Below are 22541 nucleotides of genomic sequence, written 5' to 3' on the forward strand. Positions count from 1 at the left end.
ATGGCAACACGGCCGGCCACACACGGTGGCCGGCCGCGGTGGGTGGATCAGAAGCGGTAGTCGAAGCCCAGCGTGAAGTAGCGGCCGCGCAGGTCGTACTGGCTGAAGTCGTACGGCGCGCGGATGCCCGGGAACGAGGCATCGTACGGCGGCGTCTTGTCACCCAGGTTCTGCACCTTGGCGTACACGGTCAGGTTGTCGATGCCGGTGTAGCCCAGGTAGAGATCGAACTGGTTGTAGGCGTCGACGCGGCTCTGCACCGCAGCGGCAGCGGTGCTGGCCTTCTGGTCGTAGCCACTGGTGTAGTACCAGGTCACCGCGGCGGTGTAGTCGCTGTACTTCCAGTCCAGGGTGGTGGTGGCCTTGTTCTTCGGCAGGGTGGCGCCGAGATTGCTGCCGGCATAGTCCACCAGCGGGCCACCGACCACGGTCGGGCGCCGGTAGTCGCGAACGTGGGTGTAGGCCGAGGTCACGGTGAAGTCACCGAAGGCCGTGGTCGGGATGCGCTGGCGCAGTTCGACGTCGATGCCCGAGGTCTTCAGCTCGCTCAGGTTCTGGTAGCGGTTGTAGACCGCCTGCAGCTTGCCGCGCTCATCGCGCTGCACGGCACCGGCGACGTTGTCGTTGACCAGGGTCTGGGTGTTGTTGGTACCGACCAGGTTGTCCAGCTGGATACGGTAGTAGTCGATGCTCAGGTTGGTGTTCGCCCACGGCGACAGCACCACGCCGAAGTTCACGCTCTTGGTGCGCTCCGGCTTCAGGTCGCTGTTGCCGACGGTGAAGAAGGTCGGGTTCTGCCGCGAGCCCGGCACGTCCGGATCACGCGGGTCGACCACGCTGCCGTAGGCGATGCTGGTGCTGTTGGAGTTCTCCGACAGCGACGGGGCACGGAAGCCCTTCGACGCGGAGGCACGCACCAGCAGGAAATCCAGCGGCTGCCAGCGCAGGCCGAGCTTGGGCGAGAACGCGTCGCCGAAATCGTCGTAATGATCGGCGCGGGCGGCGGCGGACAGTTCCAGGGTCGAGGCCAGCGGCACGTTGACCTCGGCGTAGGCGGCGCTGACCTTGCGCTCGCCATGCACTTCGGCGATTGCCGGGCGCACCTGCAGGCCGGCATCGATCTGCCACGGGTTGTTCGAATCAAGCTTCTCGCGGCGCCATTCGGCACCGGCGGCGAACCCGATGTCGCCGGCCCAGGTGTGGCCGAGACTGCCGGAGATCTTCGCATCGATGCCCTGCAGCACCGACTCGGCCGGACGCAGGGTGGCGATGTTGATCGAATCGCGCACCGACTGCGGCGTCGCGGCCGGGTTCAGCAGGTTGTAGCTGCCGGTGGCCAGTGCATTGGCCAGTGCCCAGCGGTTGGCGAAGCCGCCGGAGACGGTTTCGCGCTCGCTGCTGCGCGCGCCGAACGCGGCCACTTCCCAGTCCCACTTCTCGGTGTTGCCACGCAGCCCGAACACACCGCGATAGGCGGTGGACCGGTTGGTCTTGATGGTGCCGCCGAGGTCGAAGAAGGTGTATTCGATCGGGATCGCACGGCCGTACGGGTTGTACGGGTTGCTGGCCGGCAGGTTGGACGACACCGGCTCCGCCAGGCCGGTCTGCGCGTTCAGTGCGAAGCGACCGCTTTCCAGGGTGAAGAACGGGCTGCTGCCGAACCAGGCAGCACTCTTGATCTGGCTGTACAGCACTTCGCCGAACGCTTCGACGTTGTCGCCGAGGCGGAACGTGCCGTTGGCGTAGGCCTGGTAGCGCTTGGTGGAGGGAATCAGGGTGGTGTACGGGGCCTGGTTGAAGCCGCAGGTATCACCGGCCAGGCCGTCGATCGGCGCGCTGGCCACGCGGGTGGTGCCGGTGGGGCAGTTGCCGTTGGCATCGAGCATCGGCACGGAGGTGCCATTGACCAGATAGCGTGCACCCTTGGCCGACCAGCCGTTCCAGCGGCCGCCGGGCTGGTCGCTGTAGATGCCGCTCTTGGTCAGGTTGCGCTCGTCCTGGTCCAGTCGCTCGCGGTTGTAGCCCTGCAGGCTGAAGAGGATGTTGTAGCCGTCCTTGTCGATGTCGCCCAGGCCACCGACGAACTTCAGGTTCTGCTCGTGCAGGCCGCCCTGGTCGGCGCCGCCGAAGCTGCCGCCGATCTCGGCGCCTTCGAAGTTCTGTCGGGTGATGATGTTGACCACGCCGGCCACCGCATCGCTGCCGTACACCGCCGATGCACCGTCCTTGAGCACTTCGATGCGTTCGACGGCCACCAGCGGCAGTGCGTTGAGATCGACGAAGGTGTCCGACAGGCCGCCGGCCGGGAAGCCGTAGTTGGCCAGGCGGCGGCCGTTGAGCAGCACCAGCGTGTTCTTCTGCGAAAGACCGCGCAGGCCGATGCCGGCCGAGCCCGAGGCCCAACCGTTGTTGGTGGTCTCGTTGCTGGCATTGCCGGTGTTGGCCGAGATCGAGCGCAGCACATCGGCCACGGTGGCCTTGCCGGTCTGTTCCAGCTGCTGGCGGCCGATCACCTGCACCGGGTTGGAGGCTTCGGTATCGGCGCGTTTGATGTTGGAACCGGTGACGCGCACGGCAGCCAGGGTGCTGGCTTCGCCGCTGGCGTCGGCGGGGGTTTCGGCGGCTGCAGACAAAGGCGCGGCCAGAGCGACGGCCAGGGCCGCCACGAGCAGGGTGTGCTGGGGCATGACGATGTGGGGGAGGTAGTGGAAGGACGAGGTAAGTTCCGCAGTAATCCATGCCTGGCCGGGGTGCGGCCAATAACATCTCTTCATACGGATATAAGAGAAACTATCATCTCTTCATCCGGATGGAAAGAATTTCTTCACGGGAAGGCAACGCAAAGCCGGGCTGATCGGCCGCCCGCGGCGTACAATCGCGCCATGGAAATCTTCAAAGTCTTCATGCTCGAGGCGGCGCACCGCCTCCCCAACGTGCCGCCGGGGCACAAGTGCGCGCGCCTGCACGGCCACTCCTTCCGGGTGGAACTGAAAGTCGAGGGCGAGCCGGGCGCGCAGACCGGCTGGATCATGGATTTCGGTGACGTGAAGGCGGCTTTCCAGCCGATCTACGACCGCCTGGACCACCATTACCTCAATGACATCCCCGGCCTGGAGAACCCGACCAGCGAAAACCTGGCCGTGTGGATCTGGAACGAGCTCAAGCCCACCCTGCCGGCATTGAGCGAGATCACCGTGCACGAAACCTGCACCTCGGGCTGCCGTTACCGCGGCCCTGCCGCCTGATCAACCCATTGATCTGAAAGGCCTCAAGGCGCCAGAGATGGCGCCTTCGTGATTTTTGTTGCATTGCCGCATGATCGGCGTATGCTGCATTGCATCAATACAAATGCACGGCGGATGCGACTGGCAGGCAACAGCCACCGGCGCGACGCCCACGCTCATTGCATGGGTCCCTCCCCCCATGCAATCCGGACCCGGCAGATCCCTCCCTCTGCCGGGTCTTTTTTTGCCTGGCGTCTGGATTCCAGAGCGCTCCTTCGTCTGGGTCTCTGCGAGCTGGAGGGCCCCGCCGGGGCAGGTAGAGGCCTGGGCAAATGTCCCCGGCGCCGGCCGTTGGCCGTCACCTCCTCCTTTACTTTGCCCAGACCCCTACCCGCCCCGACGAGGCTCGGCTTACGGCACCAGATGCGCAGATGCAGCGCTCGCGACGGCCCTTCAATGAGACGCCGACGAGCTCCGGACGCAGGGCGGAGGCCCTTGCGTGCGAAGTAAAGGGGGAGGTGACGGCCAACGGCCGGCGCCGGAGGACATTCGCACGCAAGGGCCTCCGCCCTGCGCCAGGAAGATTCGCCGCGCCCGTAAGGATCGCTCCGGGTTATCGCCCGCGATTGCCGTGCCAGTGCTGGTACCACGCCTGGAACATCAACACGTTCCACAGGTGCGTATGCCATTTGCGCTCGCCGCGCAGGAACGCCTCCCAGATCGCGCGCACGCGTACCGCATCGAAGCACCCCTGGTTGCGCAGCAGCTGCGGGTCGAGCAACGCTTCCGCCCAGTCGCGCAGCGGGCCGGCCAGCCAGCGTGCCATCGGTGGGCCGAAACCGCGCTTGGGGCGATAGACCAGCGGCGCGGGCAGGTAGCGCGCCAGCAGATGCTTGAGGATCCGCTTGTGCTCGCCGTCGTGGTACTTCAAGTGCTGCGGCAGGCGCCAGGCCAGGCGTATGACCTCCATGTCCAGCAACGGCGAGCGTGTCTCCACGCCGGCCGCCATGCCGGCACGGTCGACCTTGGCAAGGATCCCCTCGGCCAGGTCCATGCGGAAATCCAGCAGCTGGATGCGCGCTTCCGCCGGCAGTGCGGTGTCCTGCTGCTGGAAGATCGTCGCCGGTTCGCGCGCCCCCAGTACCACCTGGGTCGGTTGCCGCCAGCGGGTGACGCGCTGCAGGTAATGCCCCTCCACGTCGTTGGCGGCCACCTCGGCCACCAGTGCGCGCCAACCGCCAAGCCGACCACGCTCGACGTTCAAGCGGCTGCTGCCACGCCGCGCCAGATCGCGCACCCAGTCCGGCAGGCCACCGCACAGGCGCGCATTGCGCAGCGCGCGGCCATAGCTGGGGTGGCCGAAGAACAGCTCATCGCCGCCGTCGCCGGTCAGCGCCACCGGCTTGCGCGCGCCGAGCAGCTCGCTGGCCAGCAGGGTGGGCAGCTGCGAGGCATCGGCGAACGGTTCGCACCAGACCTGTGGCAAGCGTTGCAGCAGTTCCAGGCCCTGCCGGCTGTCCATCCTGTGCAGGTGGTGATGCACGCCCAGGTGCCGGGCCACCTGCGAGGCCCAGTCGCTCTCGTCGTGACCGGGGTCGTCGAAACCCACCGTCCATGCTTCCACCGGCAACGCCGACTGCGCCTGCATCATCGCCACCACCAGCGACGAATCGGTGCCACCGGACAGGAATGCACCGCAGGCCACGGGTGAATGCATGCGCGTGGCGATCGCCTGCTGCAGCACCACCTCCAACTGGTCGGTGGCCTGCTCCAGGCTGGGCGCCGGCTGCAACGGCTGCTGCAGCGCGGATTGCATCGCATCGCGCGCGCACCAGTAGCGATGGCCGCCCTGCGTGGCCTGCGTTGATCCGCCGGCGGCATGATCGTTGAGGTCCACGCGCAGCATCGCCCCGGCCACCAGCTTGTGGATGCCGCGATAGATGGTGTGCGGCGCCGGCACATAGTCATGGCGCAGCAGCAGGCTCAATGCATCCTGGTCGATGCTGGGAGCGAATCCGGCAAAGGCCTGCAGCGCCTTCAACTCCGAAGCGAACAGGAACTGGCCCTGGTACCAGCCGTAATACAACGGCCGTTCGCCGACCGGGTCACGCGCCAGCCAGAGCTCATGCGCGTGGCGGTCCCAGACGCTGAACGCAAATGCCCCTTCGATGCGCGACAGCGCACGCTGCACGCCCCACTCGACGACGGCCTGCAGCAACAGGCGTGCATCGGTGCAGCTGCGTGGCAGGTCGCGCAGCTGCGACTGCAGGGCCGCGCGGTTGTAGATGCGGCCATCCAGGCACAGCACGTAGCGCCCGCAGCTGGAGCTGAGCGGCTGCAACGGCATGTCGGTCGGCGCACGGCAATGACCGAGGGCCAGCCCTGCGTCGGCATCGGTCCAGTACCCGATGCGACCGCGGCCGCGCTGCTGCAGCGCCCGCAGCATCGGCGCCAGCTGCTGCAGCAGCTGCTCATCGTCGGCAGGCGGCAGCCAGGCCCCGACCACGCCGCTCATCGCTGGCCTCCATGGCAAGGGCATTCAAGGAAAAGCGCGGGGCAGGAGGCGGACGGCATGAGGGCGGCACGCGGATGGGGAGAGCTGCCATGCTCGGCCCCGCCGAGCGCCACGTCAGTCGTAGCGCTGTCAGCGACCGTCACCGCAGGCGCGGCTTGCGTAACGTTTTGTAACAACACGATGGCTACCGTGCGGCCAAGTCGTTGCCCGGCCTGAGGCCCGGCCCGCGCGCCAGCAACCCCGGCTGAATGGCGCCCGCTCCCTGGACCCGAGCGGCCCGGCAGCTGGGATAGCATCGCCGCGCTCGTGCCACGGCGGTACGGAAGCACCCCGGAGGCCTTGTAGATGCTGGATATCGTACTGGTTGAAGACGACGCTCGGCTGGGCACGATGGTCAGCGACTACCTGAAGCGCCACGGTTACCAGGTCGCCCACGAACGCTGCGGCCAGCGCGCGATCGCCCGGATCCTCAGCGAGAAGCCGGCGCTGGTCCTGCTCGACATCGGCCTGCCGGGCCAGGATGGTTTCGAAGTGTGTCGGCAGATCCGGCCCCACTATGACGGGATCATCTGCGTGCTGAGCGCCCGCACCGACAACATCGACCAGGTGCTGGGGCTGGAGCTGGGCGCCGACGACTACATCGGCAAGCCGATCGAACCACGGGTGCTGCTGGCCCGGCTGCGCGCCCACCTGCGCCGCCACCGCCGGGTCGAGCCACGCGATGGCGCCCTGCGTTTCGGTGAACTGAGCATCGACCCGTCCACCCGCAACGTGCACCTGCAGGGCCGCCTGCTGGAGCTGACCACCGCCGAGTTCGACCTGCTGTTCCTGCTGGCCGGCAACGCGGGCCAGATCCTCGACCGCGATGCGCTGCTGCGTGGCCTGCGCGGCATCGCCTTCGATGGCCTGGATCGGTCGATCGACGCACGCATCTCGCGCCTGCGGCGCAAGCTCGGCGACAACCCGGAGCAGCCCGAGCGGATCAAGACCGTGCGCGGCCGTGGTTACCTGTTCAGCCGATCAGCATGGGGATGAAGCATCCGTCGTCGGCCATGCGTGGCCATGCCTTCCACTTCCTGCGCTACGGCATCGGTTTCCTCACCGCCCATCTGCTGCTGATCGTGCTCGGGCTGTGGGCCTGGGATGCGCTGCTGGAAGACCGCACCGAGGCCAGCCTGCAGGCGGAAATGCGCGGCCCGCACGCCATGCTGCAACATCGCTTCGCCGAAACGCCGCCGGCGCAGTGGCCAGCCCTGGCGCAACAGTTGGACAGCGATTTCGCCTATCCGCTGCAGCTGATGCCGCTGACCGAAGCTGCCGCGATACTGCCGGCGAAACAGCGCAAGGGCTTGCTCAACGGACACGTGCAGATCGAGCTGGACAGCATGCGCAGCCTGCAGCGCGTCGGCAACAGCAGCAGTGCGCTGATCCTGGGGCCGCTGGACCAGGCCCTGCCCGAAGAAGGCTGGCAGGACAGCGAAGCCTCCGGCGTGGCCATCATCCTGCTGATCCTGATGGTGGCGGTGGCATTGCCGATGTACGTGATGGTCTACCGGTTGTGGCGCGATGTCTCGCAGCTGGCGCAGACCGCACGACGGATGCGCGATGGCCAGCTCGACAGCCGGGCGCCACGCGCCGGTACCGCACTGGTGCGGCCATTGGCCAAGGCGTTCAACCACATGGCCGAACAGCTGCAGCTGCTGCTGGACAGCCAGCGCGTGCTGGCCCAGGCGGTGGCGCACGAAGTACGCACACCGCTGGCACGCATGCGCTTCGGCCTGGCCGACCTGGAAGACACCGGACTGGACGACGCCCAGCGCGATGCGCTGTCCGGCCTGCGCATCGACATCGACCGGTTGCAGCACCTGACCGATGCGGGTGTCGAGTACGCCGCGCTCGGCCGCTGCCATCAGGTCACCCGCCAGCGCCTGCAACTGGCCGCGCTGGTACGCGGCGTGGTCGAGCAGTTCGCACCACTGACGATACCGGTGCAGCAGGACCTGTCACCGGCAGGGCTGGTCAACGTCAACCGGCACATGCTGGAACTGGCGCTGCGCAACCTGCTGGGCAACGCGCTGCGCTATGCGCGCCGACAGATCCGCATCGTCAGCACGCTCAACGAGGGATGGCTGTGCCTGCAGGTGGAGGACGACGGCCCCGGCATCGCCGTCGAACTGCGCAGCCAGGTGCTGCAGCCCTACGTGCGGCTGGACCTGGCCAGCCCGGGCTTCGGGCTGGGCCTGGCGCTGGTGCAGGTGGTGGCGGACAAGCATCGCGGCCACGTGGAAGTGGCCGATTCGGTGCTCGGCGGTGCCTGCATCCGGCTGCTGCTGCCGATGGAAAGCGGTGTCCCGCCACCGGCAGACAACGTCTAGTTCGCCTCGGCATCGGCACGCGGCAAGGCGAACACGAACAGCGCGCCCTGTTCGCTGTCGCGCAGTTCGATACGGCGGCCATGCAACTGCACGATGCGCTGCACGATCAGCAGGCCGAGCCCGCCGTTCTCGCCACGCCGCGCGCCCAGTGCCGCCGGCGCCTGGAACAGTTGCCCACGCAGTGCTGGCGCCACCCCAGGGCCATCGTCCTGTACCGCCACCTGCACACTGTCGGGCAGCGCCGACAGCTGCACCTGCACGCGGCCCCCGTCCGGCGCATGCCGCAGCGCGTTGTCGAGCAGATTGGTCAGCACGCGTTCCACAAGACCCAGGTCGGCGCGCACCAGCGGCAGGCCCGGCGGGAAATCAGCGTGCAGGCGCTGCCCACGTGCCTGCGCGGCCAGCTCGAACTTCTGCAGTACGTCCTGCAGCAGTTCCGGCAGCGCGAACACTTCCCACTCCAGCCGCACTTCACCGTGCTCCAGCCGCGCCAGTTCAAACAACGCCCGGGCCAGACGGCCGACCTTGGCGCTCTGCGCCAGCGCGATACCGAGATAGCGACGACGCTCCTGCGGCGACAGCGTGGCTTCTTTCAGCGCCAGCGTTTCCAGGTAACCGTGCAGCGAGGACAACGGCGTGCGCAGGTCGTGCGAGATGTTGGCCACCAGTTCGCGGCGCTGCAGGTCCTGCTGGCGAAGCTGCTGCCACTGCTCGCCCAGCCGCTGTGCCATCTGCGAATGGGCATGTTCGAGGATCTTCAGTTCATCGCGCTCGCCCGCGCGCAGCGGTACCGGCGCGGGCAGTGGCGTCGGTGCGTCGATGTCGAAGGCCTGTATGCGCCGGGTGACCTGGCGCAGGGGCCGGGTCACCCAGTAGAAGGCCACCAGGCCGGCAAGCAGGCCCAGCCCGCCGATCAACAGCACCGACCAGAGCGTGGTGTGCCATTGGCTGCCGGCGGCCAGATCGTCGGCCAGCATCTGCCGGTGTTCGCCCACCAGTACCACGTACACGTAACCCGCCTGCCGCCCCTGCACCACCAGCGGCGCGACACTGAACACCTTGCGGCCATCGGCACTGCGGGGATCGTCACCGAGGATCGGCAGCGGCGCACCGGACAGCAGGCGCCGCAGCGGTGCCACGTCCACCCGGCTGCGCACCAGATGGCCGCTGGGCGCATCGTGGCCGAGGATGCGACCCTGCTCATCCAGCAGGTACACCTCGACACTGGGGTTGACCGCCATCAGCTGGCCGAACAATGCGCGCACCGCCGCATCGCGCATGCCGCTGGTGTCCATCAGCTCGCTGCGCTGGGCGATGTGCTCGGCCAACCCAAGCGACAGGCGCTGCACCACTTCCTGCTCATGCCGGGTATTGGTGCGCATCTGCCAGGCCAGCAGCGCCATGCAGCACGTCAGCATCAGCGCCGACATCACCAGCGCCAGTTTCTGCCACAGGTTCGGCTTGATCATGTGGCCGCCCCGGCCGGGTCGACCAGTTTGTAACCGCGCCCCCACACCGTCAGCAGGCGCCGCGGGTTGCCCGGGTCGGTCTCGATCTTGCTGCGCAGGCGGTTGATGTGGGTGTTGACCGTGTGCTCGTAACCGTCGTGCTGGTAGCCCCAGACCTGGTTGAGCAGTTCCATCCGCGCAAACACCTGGTCCGGGTGGCGGGCGAAGAACAGCAGCAGTTCGAACTCACGCGGGGTCAGTTCCAGTGCATTGCCATCGACGGCGGCAGTACGGGCGACCGGGTCCAGCCGCAGCCCGCCGAGTTCGATCGCCCCGGCATCGATGCGCGCGTTCTGTGCCATCGCTTCGGCGCGGCGCAGAAGCGCACGCACGCGCGCCACCAGTTCCGGCATCGAGAACGGCTTGGCCAGGTAGTCGTCCGCGCCCAGTTCCAGGCCGACGATGCGCTGGGTTTCGCTGCCACGTGCGCTGATGATGATGATCGGCACGTAGCGCGCCATCGCGCGTGCACGCTGGCAGACCTGCAGGCCGTCCACGCCCGGCAGCATCACGTCCAGTACCAGTGCATCCCACGGACCTTCCTGTTCGATCAGGCGCAGGCCGGCATCGCCGCTGGCGGCGTGTGCGACTTCATAGCCCTCATCACCCAGGTGCATGCGCAGCAGGTCGGCGATGTGGGCATCGTCTTCAACGATCAGGACACGTTTGGCGGACATCGGCAGCTTCGGGCCAGTGGGGAGGCTGCCCGCATTGTGGCGCGGGAGCGACGTGGATACCTCACGAAAAATTGAATCCTGCGTGAGGATTCGTTGACCGGAGGGGGCGCAGCATGGCCCCGTCGCCCCTTCCCGGAGTCCACCATGTCCCTCACCCGCCGCCATCTGCTGGGCCTGGGCGGTGCTGTCACCGCCGCCGGCCTGCTGGGCCTGGGCGCGTGCAGCCGCGCGGCCCCGGCCGCTGCCGAGGCACGGCCTGCGCGACAGTTCGAGGTGGTCCGCAGCGATGCCGAGTGGCGCCGGCTGCTGAGCCCGGCGCAGTACGCCGTGCTGCGCCAGCAGGCCACCGAGCGCCCCTGGAGCAGTCCGCTGAACAAGGAACATCGGCAGGGCACGTTCGCCTGTGCCGGCTGTGCGTTGCCGCTGTTCTCTTCGTCCACCAAGTTCGAAAGCCACACCGGCTGGCCCAGCTTCTGGGCGCCGCTGCACAACGCCATCGGCGAGGACCGTGACACCACCTTCGGCATGTTGCGGGTGGAAGCACATTGCCGCCGCTGTGGCGGCCATCTCGGCCATGTGTTCAACGACGGCCCGCGGCCGACCGGACTGCGCTACTGCATGAACGGCGCCGCGATGGCGTTCATGCCCGGGACTGCGCAACAGGACGCCGCTGGCGGCTGGCGCGTGCCGGTCGGTTCTTCCCCTGCTTCTGGAGCCTGATGATGCTGCTGTTGCTGCTTGCCTATCTCGGCGGCGTGCTGACCCTGCTCAGCCCGTGCATCCTGCCGGTGCTGCCGTTCGTGTTCGCACGCGCTGATCGTCCTTTCCTGCGCAGCACCCTGCCGCTGCTGCTGGGCATGGCACTGACCTTCACCGTGGTCGCCAGTCTGGCGGCGGTCGGCAGCCAGTGGGTGGCGCAGGCCAACCAGGTCGGCCGCTGGGTGGCACTGGTACTGATGGCGGTGTTCGCCATCGCGCTGCTGTGGCCGACCCTGGCCGACCACCTGCTGGCGCCGTTCCAGCGCATCGGCGCGCGCCTGAGCGCACGTGCCGACGCCGCGGATGCGGCTGGCCGTGGCGGCGCCTGGACCTCGCTGCTGATCGGCATCGCCACTGGCCTGCTGTGGGCCCCCTGCGCCGGTCCGATTCTCGGCCTGGTGCTGACCGGTGCCGCCCTGAACGGCGCCAGTGCCGGCACCAGTTCGCTGTTGCTGGCCTACGCGCTGGGCGCCGTCACCGCACTGGCGCTGGCGGTGTGGGTGGGCGGCCGTGTGTTCCGCGCGTTGCAGGCCCGGCTCGGCCTGGGCAATGTGGTGCGCCGGGTGCTGGGCGTGGCAGCGTTGCTGGCGGTTGTGGCGATCGGCCTGGGCTGGGACACCGGCCTGCTGACCCGCCTGTCCGCGGTCAGTACCGCACGCATCGAACAGGGCCTGCTCGATGCCGTGCCCGGCACGCAGCCGGCAGCACCACCGATGATGATGATGGCAGCCGGCCAGGCAGGCGCGCCGCTGCCGGTGGAAGGAACGCTGCCCACGCTGGACGGCGCCACCGGGTGGCTCAACAGCCCGCCGCTGAGCCGCGAGCAGCTGCATGGCAAGGTCGTGCTGATCGACTTCTGGACCTATTCCTGCATCAACTGCCTGCGTGCGATGCCGTTCGTGCACGAATGGGCGCAGCGCTACCGCGACCATGGCCTGGTGGTGATCGGCGTGCACACCCCGGAATTCGCGTTCGAGCGCGACCCGCGCAACGTGATGAAGGCCGTGCAGCAGCTGAAGGTCGAGTACCCGGTCGCACTCGACAACCAGTATGCGATCTGGCGCGCGTTCAACAACCGCTACTGGCCGGCGCACTACTTCGTCGATGCGCAGGGCAACATCCGCGGGCATCAGTTCGGCGAGGGCAACTACGCGCACTCCGAACAGGTGATCCGCCGCCTGCTGGTGGAAGCCGGGCAGACCGAGCTGCCGCCGCCTGCTGATCCGGCCGCGGCTGACCTGCAGGGCGTGGCCACGCAGGCCGACATGGGCAACCTGCGCTCGCCGGAAACCTACCTGGGCCACGCACGAGCCGAGCAGTTCGCCTCGCCGGGCGGGCAGCGCGCCGACGCAGCATTCGGCTACACGCTGCCGTCCACCCTGGCGCTGAACCAATGGGGCCTGTCCGGACAGTGGCGGGTCAACGATGAGGCTGCACAACTGCAGCAGGCCGGCGGCCGCATCGCGTTCCAGTTCCACGCCCGCGACCTGCATCTGGTGCTGGCACCGGGCGAGGACGGCAAGCCGGTGCGCTTCCGCGTGCTGCTCGATGGCAAGCCACTGCCTGCGGCCGATGCCGGCGCCGACGTGGCCGCCGATGGCACCGGCACCGTCAACGAGCACCGCCTGTACCAGCTGATCCGCCAGCGCGGCACGATCGGTCCGCATCGTTTCGAGATCGAATTCCTCGACGCAGGCGTGCAGGCCTACGCCTTCACCTTCGGTTGAACCGGGAGCACACGATGAAACTCTCCTTCGAACAGGGCATTGCCGCCGGCGTCGCCGGCCTGGTCGCCACCGCGCTGGTCGCGGGTGTGCTGCTGGTGGACCACAGCGCGATCGCCGCCCCGGCCGAACCCACCGCACAGCTGCAGGCACTGCCTGCGCCCAGCGGTGATGCGGCGTTCCGCGATGACGCCAGCCACGCCAGCGTGGTCTTCGCCGGCGGTTGTTTCTGGGGCGTGCAGGGCGTGTTCCAGCACGTCAAAGGGGTGAGCAACGCGGTGTCCGGTTACATCGGAGGCAGTGCCGCCGACGCCCGCTATGAACGCGTCAGCGGTGGCCGCACCGGCCACGCCGAAGCGGTGAAGGTGGACTACGACCCGCGCCAGGTCAGCTATGGACAGTTGATGCAGGTGTTCTTCTCGGTGGTGCACGACCCGACCCAGCTCAACCGCCAGGGGCCCGATCATGGCAGCCAGTACCGCTCGGCGATCTTCGTCGAAGACGCGCGCCAGCAGGCAGCAAGCCGTGCGTACATCGGCCAGCTCGGCCAAGCGGGGAGCTACCGCGCGCCGATCGTGACCCAGGTGAGCAGCGGCCAGCGCTTCTACCCGGCCGAGAGTTACCACCAGAACTACATGAGCAACTACCCGCAGGCCGCGTACATCCGCTACTACGACGCGCCCAAACTGACCGCGCTGGGCAAGCAGTTCCCGGCGTTGTACCGCCGCGATCCCGCGTTGGTGCCGATGCGCTGACACCCCGGGGAGTGCCGGCCGCTGGCCGGCAACCGCCCCCGTCCGCAGCCAGGGATTTCCGGCCAGCGGCCGGCACCACCACGGCATGAAAAAGACGCACGGCCACAGGGCCGTGCGCTTGGGAAGTATCGACCCGGCCCCGATCAGGCCCGGCCGACAACGACATGCTAGGCTCGTCAGCATCATGGGTACAGAACCAGATGTGGGCCAGGTCGATGGATACAGAAGACGCCACCACGATGATTCCTCCCCGCTACCAGCGGCTATCGGACGAGCTGGCTGAAGCCATCCACGGCGGGCGCCTGCCGGTCGGCAGCCGGCTGCCGTCGCTGCGGCAGATGGCATCGCAGCGCCAGCTCAGCCTGAACACGGTGATCGCGGCCTACCGTCAGCTGGAAGACGCCGGTCTGGTCATTCCGCGACCCAAGGCCGGCTTCGAAGTCGCGCCGCGACTGTCGGTTCCGCAGCGCTCGCTGCGCGATGCGCCGTCGGCGCCCACCGCCCCGCTGCAGCAGGTGCTGATGGCGCGGGTGCTGGAAGCGCAGCGGCGCCCCGGCGTGATCGACCTCGCCTTTGCCGGCCCGCGTGGGCGCCAGTTCTACCCGGGTGCGCAGCTGGCCCGGCACACCGCGCAGGTACTGCGCCATGGCCAGCAGACCGTGGAGACCTACGCCCGTCCCAATGGTTCGCCACGCCTGCTGGCGCAGATCGTGCGGCGTGGCCCGCGGATGGGCCTGCATACCCACCCCGAACGCCTGCTGCTGACCCATGGTGCGATGGAAGCACTGCAACTGGCACTGCGTGCGGTCACCCAACCCGGCGATGCAGTCGGCATCGAAGCACCCTCGTACTTCAACCTGTATCCCCTGCTGACCACGCTGGGCCTGCAGCCGATCGAACTGCCCACCCATCCGCAGCGCGGCCTGGACGTGGATGCGCTGGAAGCGCTGCTGGAGCACACCCCTCTTGCGGCGCTGGTGGTGATGCCGACCGTGCACAACCCGCTGGGCTGCACGATGCCGATCGCCGACAAGCAGCGCCTGGCCGAGCTGGTCAACGCACGCCAGCTGCCGCTGATCGAAGACGCGGTGTATGCCGAACTGCAGTTCAGCGAGCCACCGGCGCCGTTGCTGAAGGCGTTCGACCGCGACGGTTGGGTGATGGTGGTCGGTGGATTCTCGAAGACGCTGGCACCGGACTACCGCATCGGCTGGCTCGATGGCGGCCGCTTCGCCGAACGCATCGCGCTGCTCAAATTCCAGTCCACCGGCGGCGAACCGCAGCTGCTCGGTGATGCGGTGGCGGCCTACCTGGAAGCGGGCAGCTACGAGCACCACCTGCATCGCATGCGCCGGTTGTACCGCGAACAGGTCGGTCGCCTGCGGCAACTGGTGGCCGAGCATTTCCCGGCCGGCACCTGCGCCACCGAGCCGCAGGGAGGATTCCTGCTGTGGCTGGAGCTGCCTGGCGTAGACACCCGGGAGCTGTTCGAGCGCGCATTGGCAGAGGACATCGTGTTCATGCCGGGCCAGGTGTATTCGCGTGGCGCGCGCTACCGGCATTGCCTGCGGTTGTCGTGCTGCCAGACCCTGGACGCGCGCTTCATCGCTGCGGTGGAACGGTTGGGTGCGATCGCACGGGAGCTGGTGACGGCAACACGGTAGTGCCGGCCGCTGGCCGGCAACCTCGAGGTGGTGAAACGCGTGCAGTTGCCGGCCAGCGGCCGGCACTACCTGTGGTCGCTGTGCAGATACGCGCTCAACGCTTCTCCATCGGCGCCCGGCAGATGCGGCAGCCGGCCCCAGCAGGGCATCGGCAGACGCTGCTGCAAGGTCGCGAAATTCTCATCCTGGCGCTGCATCGACGGATCGATGTGGTTGCCGATCCAGCCCAGGCACTCCACGCCACTGGCCTGCAGCGCGTGTGCGGTCAACCGCGCATGGTTGACGCAGCCCAGACGCATGCCGACCACCAGCACCACCGGCAGCCGCAGCGCACGTACCAGGTCAAGCTGGTCCAGCTGCGCCGACAACGGCGCCAGCCAGCCGCCCACGCCTTCGACCACCACCACGTCGGCCTGTGCGCGCAGGCGTTCGAAGGCCGCCACGATCGGGGCCAGTTCAATGCGCACGCCATCTTCTGCGGCCGCCAGTTCGGGCGCCAACGGCTGGCGCAATGCGTAGGGGTTCAGATCGGCGTAGTCAGGCACCGGCAGGCTGGCGACCTGCAATGCCAGCGCGTCGTCGTTGCGCAGCCCCTGCCCCGCGTCATGGCTGCCGCTGGCCACCGGCTTCATGCCCACCGCGCGCAGGCCGCGCCGGCGCAGCGCGTGCAGCAGCGCGGTACTGGCGGCGGTCTTGCCGATCTCGGTATCGGTGCCGGTGACGAACAGGGCCTTTGGCAACGTGGCAGGCAGGGACATCACAGGCTCCAGCAGGGCAACAGAGCCCCCATTATCGCTGGCCCGGCACGCTTGCTAGACTGCGGCCATGTTCGCCAACGCCTCGCTCACCGGCAGCAAGCCGGAACAATACGCCCAGCTGCTGGAACAGGCCCGTGGCCTGGTCTACGGCGAGTCCGACCGCATCGCCAATGCGGCCAACCTCGCTGCACTGGTCTACCACGCCCTGCCCGACCTGAACTGGGTGGGCTTCTACCTGTACGACGGCAAGGAACTGGTGGTCGGTCCGTTCCAGGGCCTGCCGGCCTGCGTGCGCATTCCGCTGGACAAGGGCGTGTGCGGTGCGGCCGCCAGCCAGCGCGTTACCCAGCGGATCGAAGACGTGGACGCCTTCCCCGGCCATATCGCCTGCGACGCCGCATCGCGCTCGGAACTGGTGGTGCCGTTGCTCCGCGGTGGGGAGCTGATCGGCGTGTTCGATATCGACAGCCCGGTCGTTGGCCGCTTCGATGCCGAGGACCAGGCCGGCCTGGAAGCCATCGCCGAGGTGTTCGTCGGGGCGTTGGCGTGAGCGCGGTCAAGCTGCGCAACATCGGCCCGAAGAGTGCGGCATGGCTGCGCCAGGTGGGCCTGCGCAGCCGCGAGGACCTGGTTGCCATCGGTGCCGTCGGTGCCTTCGTCAAGGTCAAGCGTGCCGGCTTCAAGCCCAGCCTCAACCTGCTGTATTCGCTGGAAGGTGCGCTGCTGGACTGCCACTGGCAGGAATTGAGCGAGCCGCAGCGTACGGCGCTGGTGCAGGACTACGAAGCGCGGATTGCCGTGCATCCGCTGAAGGCGGCAGGTCCGGCCTCGGGCCCGGTGCATGAGCAGCGCTTCGACGCCGAGGACGAGGGCGAAGAAAGCACGGCCGAAAGCGCCGACGAGGATTGAGGCCTCCGCGTTGCTGGGAATGCCGGCCACCGGCCGGCACCACCACTGTGATGCGGGATCGGTAGCGCCGGACCATGCCCGGCGAACGCGTAGCGCGGTTGATGTGGAATCCGCCGGGCATGGCCCGGCGCTACCGGATTCGTCAGGGTTGCTGCAGCTCCAGCAGCTCGCCCACCAGCCCCACTTCTCCGCGCTCGACCCACACGCGCAGGCGCGTGCCGTGGTCGATGCGCAGCCCCCAGCACAGCGACATCGGCAGGCCGCACACCAGCGACAGCACCATGCGCAGCGGGCCGCCGTGGCTGACCACGACCGTCGGCGGCGGGTCGTCGTCATCCAGCAGGCGATCCAGCGCGCGTGCGATGCGCCGTTCGAAGTGGCCCCAGCTTTCGCCATGCGGCGGCGGAAACGCGTGCGGATCGGCGTGGAACGCGGCCAACGCCTCTTCCGGCAGATCGAACAATGACTGGCCATCCCAGTCGCCGAAATCCAGCTCTTCCCACTCCTCGTCGGCCTCAACATCCAGCGCGCGCGGTGTGGCCAGTGCCATCGCCGTATGCAGCGAGCGCAGGCGCGGCGAACTGATCACCCGTTCCCACGATTGCCCGGCATAGGCATCGACCAGTTCCTGCGGCAGGCGGGCCAGCTGCGGCGGATCGCTGCGGCCATCGAGGAACTCATCGCGACCGTTGCCGGCATGGCGGACCAGGTCGAGGATCATGCGCGTGCCCAGTCAGGGCGGCGCGGGAACAGCGGAAAACAGACGGACATCGGCAACGGCACCACGATAATTCGAGCTGCATTCTAGGCGCTGGCGCAGGTCTGCTGCACCGTGCAGGTGCATCCGCGCCTGCTCAGTCGTGCGGGTTCGACGCTACGGGCCGGCCGCGATGCCGTAGACTGCGCGCACTTCCAGGTGACCTGCGGCCCTGCCGGCAGGTTGAAACGGGAAGCCGGTGACGCGTGACAACACGCCATGCCGGCGCTGCCCCCGCAACGGTAAGCACGTCAATTCCAGGCAACCCGCCACTGTGCCGCAGGCATGGGAAGGCGCCTGGACGGTGGCCTCGGGCCACCCGGCGGCGAGCCCGGAGACCGGCCCGGAAGCCTCAGGTCGCGATGCGGTGGGCATGGCGCTGGATGTCTGTGGCGATGGCCGCGGCATCGGCGCGTGCCTGCCTGTTGTGACTCCTCCCCTTCGCTGCGCGGGCGTGCGCGGCACCTGGAGTCCCCCGATGAAACTGCAGTCCCGAATGCTGTCCCTGGCCGTGCTGGCCGCACTTCCTGCATTGGCCCTGGCCGATGATGGCGCCGCCGACCTCGACCAGGTGCTGGTCACCGCTACCCGTACTCCGATCGCCCTGCAGGACAGCATTGCGCCTGCGCAGGTGATCGACCGTGCGCAGATCGAATCCAGCCAGGCCACCTCCCTGCAGGAACTGCTGCAGGGCCGCGCCGGCATCAACCTGACCAATGCCGGTGGCCTGGGCAAGCAGAGCTCGCTGTTCCTGCGTGGCACCAATTCCTCGCACACCGTGGTGCTGGTCGATGGCGTGCGCATCAACAGCGCCGACCTCGGCCTGGCGATGTACCAGGATCTGCCGCTGGCACAGATCGAGCGCGTGGAAATCGTGCGCGGCCCGCAGTCCAGCCTGTACGGTGCCGACGCCATCGGCGGCGTGATCCAGATCTTCACCCGCCGCAACCAGGGTGATTTCGCTCCGCACTTCCAGCTGGGCGGCGGCAGCAATGGCCTGCGTGAAGCCAGCGGCGGCATCGGTGGCGGCACCGAACGCGGCTGGTTCGGCGCCGACATCGCCTACCAGCATTCGGATGGCATCGATGCCTGCCGCGGTTCGGCCACGCTGTTCACCGGCTGCTTTGCCGATGAACCCGACCGCGATGGCTACCGCAACCTGTCCAAGAGCCTGCGCGGTGGTTACAACCTGAGCGACCAGTGGACCGTGGAAGGCAGCGCCCTGCGTGCCGACGGCAAGAACCACTACGACGGCTACTACAACTACTCCGAGACCCGCCAGCAGGTGCTGGCCGGCAAGGTGCGCTACACCCCGTCCGAGCAGTTGACGCTGACCGCCAACGTCGGCCGCAGCGACAACGAGTCCGACAACTTCGGTGATTTCGGTGCACGCGGCAGCGCACAGACGCACCGCGACAGCGCTTCGCTGCAGGCCGACATCGGTATTGCCGAAGGCCAGCTGCTCAGCGCCGGCGTGGACTGGAGCGAGGACAACCTGGATGGCAGCAGCGCCGGTTACCTGGTCGACAGCCGTCGCAACACCGGCGTGTTCCTGCAGTACCAGGCGCGCTTCGGCCGTCACCAGCTGCAGGCCAGCGCACGCAATGATGACAACCAGCAGTTCGGCAACCATGCCACCGGCAGCCTCGGCTGGGCGATGGAGCTGGGCCACGGCCTGCGCGTCAACGCCAGCTACGGCACCGCGTTCAAGGCACCGACCTTCAGCGACCTGTACGACCCGTGGAGCGGCGTGCCGACGCTGGACCCGGAAAAGTCCAAGAGTGCCAATCTCGGCATCTCGCAGCAGGGCCAGGGCTGGCGCTGGGGCCTGGACGTGTACGAAACCCGCATCGATGACCTGATCACCTACGACGCGGCCACCTTCCGCATGCAGCAGGTCGAAAAGGCACGCATCCGCGGTGCGGAATTGACCGGCGGCGCCACCGTGGCCGGCTTCGACATCAACGCGCAGCTGAGTTTCACCGACCCGCGCAACCGCACCAACGGCAGCGCGCAGTTCGACAACTGGCTGGCACGCCGTGCGCAGCAGACCGCGCGCCTGGACATCGACCGCCGTTTCGGTGATTTCCGCACCGGCCTGACCGTGCAGGGCGCGGGCAAGCGCTACGACGATGCCGCCAACGCGGTGAAGGTCGGCGGCTACGGCACGCTGGATCTGCGCGCCGAATACGCGCTGACCCCGGCATGGTCGGTGCTGGCGCGGGTGGCCAATGTGTTCGACCGCGAGTACGAAACCGTGGCGTGGTTCAACCAGCCAGGCCGCGAGTATCAGCTGAGCGTGCGTTACCAGCCCAGGTAAGTGGTAGCGCCGGGCCATGCCCGGCGTCGGGGCGCCAGATCGAAGGGCCGCCGGGCATGGCCCGGCGCTACCGGCGGGTCAGATCGCCGATACCGCAGCCAATCCCGGCAGTTCACGCAGGTCGTCGATTACCGCGACGGCCTGCGCGTTTTCCAGGTCCAGTCCTCGCGGATAGCCGTAGCGCACCAGCACAATCGGCATGCCGGCGTCCTCGGCAGCACGATAGTCGGTGAGCGAATCGCCAACCATCAGGCACGCGTCGACGGGCAGTTCGAAGTGCGCGGCGATATGCCGCAACGGCTCACCACTGGGCTTGCGCTGCGGCAGCGAATCACCCCCCAGCACCAGCGCAAAGGCATCGGCGATGCCCAGGTGCTGCAGCAACGGCGGCACCAGCGCGGCCGGCTTGTTGGTGCAGATGGCCAGCGGCACGTTCAACGCGCGCAACTGCGCCAGCGCGTCCACTACGCCAGCGAACAGCTGCGGGCTGCGCAGCAGGCATTCGCGGTAATGGACCATGAAGGTCGGCATCACCGCTGCCAGATCGATCTGACGCCCGGCGGCCTGCACGGCCTGTTCGACCAGCCGGCGCACGCCGTCGCCGATCCAGCCCAGCACGGTGGCTTCGGGTACGCGCGCCAGGCCGATGTCTTCCAGCGTGCGGTTCAGTGCTTCGGCGATATCGGCGGCGCTGTCGACCAGCGTGCCATCGAGGTCGAACACGACCAGCGGATAGGGATACGACAAGGGACGGCTCACTCGTGCAACGTGGGGCCGTCCATTGTACGCCCGCGTCTTCAGCCGATCCGGCGTGCGCGGGTGGCCAGGAAGGTCGGCAGGTAACGGTCGATCAGGAAGCGCGGCTGCGGCTGCCAGTCTTCCATGAAGCGGTCGATGACGAACCCGGCATCCAGCTGCCCGGCGATCAGATCCCCCAGGCTGTGGCCGAATGTCAGCGCTTCGCCACGGGCCAGCTTGGCCTCGCGCGCGGCGGGCTCCAGGTCTTCCAGGTCGGAATAGGGAATCGCGTGCTGCGGACGGATCAGGCCCTGCTCGCTCAGCTGTGCATCACGCGCAGCAACGAACACCACCGGATTGTAGAAGCTGGCCATCAGCAGGCCATCGCGTGCCAGCACCCGGCGGCACTCGGCCCACACCGGACGCACGTCGGGCACGTACAGGTTCGATATGGGATGGAACACCACGTCGAAGCTGTCACTGGCAAAGGCCTGCAGATCACGCATGTCACCCTGCACGGTGCGCAGCGACAGACCGTCGCGGTCGGCGACGGCGCGGTCCTGCGCCAGCTGCCCTTCGGAAAGATCGAATACGGTCACCTCAGCGCCTGCCGCGGCAAGCACGGGTGCCTGTTGGCCACCGGCCGAGGCCAGGCACAGGATGCGCCTGCCACGCACATCGCCCAGCCAATCCAGCGGCAACGCACGCGGCGTCAGGTGTACCTGCCAGCGTCCCTCGCGTGCGGCGGCAATCGTTTCGGCATCCACCGGTCGCGACCACTCGCGCACCTCGCTGGCCTGGCGGTCCCAGGCAGCACGGTTGTGGTCGATCAACGCCTGTCCATGGTTCATGTGTTCTCCTTGCCCGAAGGCCGCCAGTCCAGATCCTGGAAGGCCGGGCTGGCGAAGCACTCGGCGAGGAAATCCAGGAATCGCCGCATGATAACGGGCTGTTGCCGGCGCGAGGCGTACACGGCATGAATGCCCAGCTCGTCCAGGCTGTACTCGGGCAGCAGTTCGATCAGCTCACCACTGCGCAGCAACGGCGCGACCTGATAGGTCGGCAACATGGCAATACCGGCATTGGCGCGCACCGCCTCCAGCAACAGCGATGCTTCATTGGCACTGATGTTGCCGCCCACCGCCACCGACAACGAGCGCCCTTCGCGATGCAGCTGCCACAGGCTTTTGCCGACGTAGTGATGGGTCAGGCAGTTGTGCACGGCGAGGTGTTCGGGCGCGGTCGGCGTGCCACGCGCCTGCAGGTAGGCCGGCGTCGCGCACAGCACCGAACGGCAGATCGCCAAACGACGTGCGATCAGGCTGGGATCGATCTGCCGCGCGATGCGCACGGCCAGGTCGACGCGCTCCTCTACCAGGTTGACCATGCGGTCGACCAGCAGCAGTTCGATGCGTGCGGCCGGATGGCGCTGCACGAAGGCGGCCACCGCACGCGCCAGATGGCTCTGCCCGAACGACACGCTGGCGGTGATGCGCAGCGTGCCGTGTGGCTCGGGATCGTCGCTGGCCAGCTCACCCTGCAGTTCCTCGCCGATCGCCAGCATCTGCCGGAAACGCGCCAGCGCGGCTTCACCGGCCCCGGTCAGGCTGACCCGACGCGTGGTCCGGTGCAGCAGCCGCGCGCCCAGCCAGCCCTCCACCTCGGCCAGGTAGCGGCTGACCATCGCCCGCGACATGTCCAGCACCTCGGCGGCGGCGGTCAGGCTGCCGCGCTCGGCAACTTCGACGAATACGGTCATGGCGGTCAATCGGTCCATCTGCTCGATCCATGCAACAAACAAGCGCGTTATACGCTGTTTTTCGAGCGACTGCAGCGGCCTACAGTGGCCCCATTCCCA

The 22541-nt window shown here is 68.0% G+C and carries 19 protein-coding genes and 1 riboswitch; of the genes, 10 read left to right on the forward strand and 9 right to left on the reverse strand.

The window, feature by feature from the left end; all coding sequences use genetic code 11:
* Window positions 1–47: 47 nt before the first annotated feature.
* Window positions 48–2687, reverse strand: a complete 2640-nt coding sequence (locus tag LC407_RS17420; RefSeq protein WP_088101635.1) for a TonB-dependent receptor — start codon at window positions 2685–2687, stop codon at window positions 48–50.
* A 195-nt stretch (window positions 2688–2882) separates the two neighbouring features.
* Between LC407_RS17420 and queD the strand changes: the two genes are divergently transcribed.
* Window positions 2883–3245, forward strand: coding sequence for a 6-carboxytetrahydropterin synthase QueD (queD, locus tag LC407_RS17425; protein WP_025878441.1), 363 nt, complete (start codon window positions 2883–2885; stop codon window positions 3243–3245).
* A gap of 592 nt (window positions 3246–3837) precedes the next feature.
* On the opposite strand, the gene asnB is transcribed toward queD, so the two are convergent.
* Window positions 3838–5739: an asparagine synthase (glutamine-hydrolyzing) gene (gene asnB / locus LC407_RS17430; protein ID WP_099782711.1), complete on the reverse strand. Its 1902-nt coding sequence runs from the start codon at window positions 5737–5739 to the stop codon at window positions 3838–3840.
* A gap of 345 nt (window positions 5740–6084) precedes the next feature.
* Between asnB and LC407_RS17435 the strand changes: the two genes are divergently transcribed.
* Entirely contained in the window at window positions 6085–6774 is a 690-nt protein-coding gene (locus LC407_RS17435; protein ID WP_025878439.1) for a winged helix-turn-helix domain-containing protein, read from the forward strand.
* Window positions 6771–8114, forward strand: coding sequence for an ATP-binding protein (locus tag LC407_RS17440; protein WP_099841841.1), 1344 nt, complete (start codon window positions 6771–6773; stop codon window positions 8112–8114). Before LC407_RS17435 ends, LC407_RS17440 begins: the two co-directional genes overlap by 4 nt.
* Here the strand turns inward: LC407_RS17440 and LC407_RS17445 are convergent.
* The gene (locus LC407_RS17445; RefSeq protein ID WP_117309448.1) at window positions 8111–9583 is read right to left on the reverse strand and encodes a HAMP domain-containing sensor histidine kinase; all 1473 of its coding nucleotides are present in this window, start codon (window positions 9581–9583) and stop codon (window positions 8111–8113) included. The two genes, LC407_RS17440 and LC407_RS17445, sit on opposite strands and share 4 nt — an antisense overlap.
* On the reverse strand, window positions 9580–10299 hold the full coding sequence (locus LC407_RS17450; RefSeq protein ID WP_032976390.1) for a response regulator transcription factor: 720 nt from the start codon (window positions 10297–10299) through the stop codon (window positions 9580–9582). Before LC407_RS17450 ends, LC407_RS17445 begins: the two co-directional genes overlap by 4 nt.
* Window positions 10300–10443: 144 nt before the next feature.
* Between LC407_RS17450 and msrB the strand changes: the two genes are divergently transcribed.
* From msrB to LC407_RS17470, 4 genes are all read left to right on the forward strand, one after another.
* On the forward strand, window positions 10444–11019 hold the full coding sequence (msrB, locus tag LC407_RS17455; protein WP_025878435.1) for a peptide-methionine (R)-S-oxide reductase MsrB: 576 nt from the start codon (window positions 10444–10446) through the stop codon (window positions 11017–11019).
* Between the two features lie 2 nt (window positions 11020–11021).
* The gene (locus LC407_RS17460) at window positions 11022–12785 is read left to right on the forward strand and encodes a cytochrome c biogenesis protein DipZ (RefSeq protein WP_223483293.1); all 1764 of its coding nucleotides are present in this window, start codon (window positions 11022–11024) and stop codon (window positions 12783–12785) included.
* Between the two features lie 14 nt (window positions 12786–12799).
* Window positions 12800–13537: a peptide-methionine (S)-S-oxide reductase MsrA gene (msrA, locus tag LC407_RS17465; RefSeq protein WP_059065885.1), complete on the forward strand. Its 738-nt coding sequence runs from the start codon at window positions 12800–12802 to the stop codon at window positions 13535–13537.
* 215 nt (window positions 13538–13752) lie between these two features.
* A complete protein-coding gene (locus LC407_RS17470; RefSeq protein WP_080150123.1) occupies window positions 13753–15201 on the forward strand; it encodes a PLP-dependent aminotransferase family protein in 1449 nt (482 codons plus the stop codon).
* A 65-nt stretch (window positions 15202–15266) separates the two neighbouring features.
* Here the strand turns inward: LC407_RS17470 and bioD are convergent, their stop codons facing one another.
* The gene (gene bioD, locus LC407_RS17475; RefSeq protein WP_223483294.1) at window positions 15267–15959 is read right to left on the reverse strand and encodes a dethiobiotin synthase; all 693 of its coding nucleotides are present in this window, start codon (window positions 15957–15959) and stop codon (window positions 15267–15269) included.
* A gap of 67 nt (window positions 15960–16026) precedes the next feature.
* On the opposite strand from bioD, the gene LC407_RS17480 reads away from it, so the two are divergent.
* Complete coding sequence (locus LC407_RS17480; protein ID WP_025878430.1) at window positions 16027–16509, forward strand: GAF domain-containing protein; 483 nt, start codon at window positions 16027–16029, stop codon at window positions 16507–16509.
* The gene (locus LC407_RS17485; RefSeq protein WP_223483295.1) at window positions 16506–16868 is read left to right on the forward strand and encodes a TfoX/Sxy family protein; all 363 of its coding nucleotides are present in this window, start codon (window positions 16506–16508) and stop codon (window positions 16866–16868) included. The genes LC407_RS17480 and LC407_RS17485 overlap by 4 nt, the downstream gene beginning before the upstream one ends.
* Window positions 16869–17010: 142 nt before the next feature.
* On the opposite strand, the gene LC407_RS17490 is transcribed toward LC407_RS17485, so the two are convergent.
* Window positions 17011–17589 (reverse strand): histidine phosphatase family protein, encoded by a 579-nt coding sequence (locus LC407_RS17490; protein ID WP_223483296.1) that lies wholly within the window; start codon window positions 17587–17589, stop codon window positions 17011–17013.
* A gap of 176 nt (window positions 17590–17765) precedes the next feature.
* Window positions 17766–17987: riboswitch (cobalamin riboswitch) on the forward strand.
* A 116-nt stretch (window positions 17988–18103) separates the two neighbouring features.
* On the opposite strand from LC407_RS17490, the gene btuB reads away from it, so the two are divergent.
* Window positions 18104–19945: a TonB-dependent vitamin B12 receptor gene (btuB, locus tag LC407_RS17495; protein WP_025878427.1), complete on the forward strand. Its 1842-nt coding sequence runs from the start codon at window positions 18104–18106 to the stop codon at window positions 19943–19945.
* Window positions 19946–20023: 78 nt separating this feature from the next.
* Here btuB and gph read toward each other — a convergent pair whose 3' ends face one another.
* The 3 genes from gph to LC407_RS17510 are packed head-to-tail and all read right to left on the reverse strand — an operon-like array spanning window position 20024 to window position 22460.
* Entirely contained in the window at window positions 20024–20692 is a 669-nt protein-coding gene (gene gph / locus LC407_RS17500) for a phosphoglycolate phosphatase (RefSeq protein WP_223483362.1), read from the reverse strand.
* Window positions 20693–20742: 50 nt separating this feature from the next.
* Complete coding sequence (locus LC407_RS17505) at window positions 20743–21534, reverse strand: class I SAM-dependent methyltransferase (protein ID WP_223483297.1); 792 nt, start codon at window positions 21532–21534, stop codon at window positions 20743–20745.
* Window positions 21531–22460: a LysR family transcriptional regulator gene (locus tag LC407_RS17510; RefSeq protein WP_025878424.1), complete on the reverse strand. Its 930-nt coding sequence runs from the start codon at window positions 22458–22460 to the stop codon at window positions 21531–21533. The genes LC407_RS17505 and LC407_RS17510 overlap by 4 nt, the downstream gene beginning before the upstream one ends.
* Between the last annotated feature and the right edge of the window lie 81 nt (window positions 22461–22541).

Source organism: Stenotrophomonas sp. OVS01A, from assembly GCF_019969775.1.
GTDB lineage: Bacteria > Pseudomonadota > Gammaproteobacteria > Xanthomonadales > Xanthomonadaceae > Stenotrophomonas > Stenotrophomonas indicatrix.

Bases quoted from the DNA above. Each gene is read 5' to 3' on its own strand.
- LC407_RS17505 (WP_223483297.1), bottom strand. From the start codon at position 21,534: ATGAACCATGGACAGGCGTTGATCGACCACAACCGTGCTGCCTGGGAC.
- LC407_RS17435 (WP_025878439.1), top strand. From the start codon at position 6,085: ATGCTGGATATCGTACTGGTTGAAGACGACGCTCGGCTGGGCACGATG.
- msrA (WP_059065885.1), top strand. From the start codon at position 12,800: ATGAAACTCTCCTTCGAACAGGGCATTGCCGCCGGCGTCGCCGGCCTG.
- msrB (WP_025878435.1), top strand. From the start codon at position 10,444: ATGTCCCTCACCCGCCGCCATCTGCTGGGCCTGGGCGGTGCTGTCACC.
- queD (WP_025878441.1), top strand. From the start codon at position 2,883: ATGGAAATCTTCAAAGTCTTCATGCTCGAGGCGGCGCACCGCCTCCCC.
- LC407_RS17420 (WP_088101635.1), bottom strand. From the start codon at position 2,687: ATGCCCCAGCACACCCTGCTCGTGGCGGCCCTGGCCGTCGCTCTGGCC.
- LC407_RS17470 (WP_080150123.1), top strand. From the start codon at position 13,753: ATGGATACAGAAGACGCCACCACGATGATTCCTCCCCGCTACCAGCGG.
- LC407_RS17460 (WP_223483293.1), top strand. From the start codon at position 11,022: ATGCTGCTGTTGCTGCTTGCCTATCTCGGCGGCGTGCTGACCCTGCTC.
- asnB (WP_099782711.1), bottom strand. From the start codon at position 5,739: ATGAGCGGCGTGGTCGGGGCCTGGCTGCCGCCTGCCGACGATGAGCAG.
- LC407_RS17440 (WP_099841841.1), top strand. From the start codon at position 6,771: ATGAAGCATCCGTCGTCGGCCATGCGTGGCCATGCCTTCCACTTCCTG.
- bioD (WP_223483294.1), bottom strand. From the start codon at position 15,959: ATGTCCCTGCCTGCCACGTTGCCAAAGGCCCTGTTCGTCACCGGCACC.
- LC407_RS17490 (WP_223483296.1), bottom strand. From the start codon at position 17,589: ATGATCCTCGACCTGGTCCGCCATGCCGGCAACGGTCGCGATGAGTTC.
- LC407_RS17510 (WP_025878424.1), bottom strand. From the start codon at position 22,460: ATGGACCGATTGACCGCCATGACCGTATTCGTCGAAGTTGCCGAGCGC.
- LC407_RS17480 (WP_025878430.1), top strand. From the start codon at position 16,027: ATGTTCGCCAACGCCTCGCTCACCGGCAGCAAGCCGGAACAATACGCC.
- LC407_RS17445 (WP_117309448.1), bottom strand. From the start codon at position 9,583: ATGATCAAGCCGAACCTGTGGCAGAAACTGGCGCTGGTGATGTCGGCG.
- LC407_RS17450 (WP_032976390.1), bottom strand. From the start codon at position 10,299: ATGTCCGCCAAACGTGTCCTGATCGTTGAAGACGATGCCCACATCGCC.
- btuB (WP_025878427.1), top strand. From the start codon at position 18,104: ATGAAACTGCAGTCCCGAATGCTGTCCCTGGCCGTGCTGGCCGCACTT.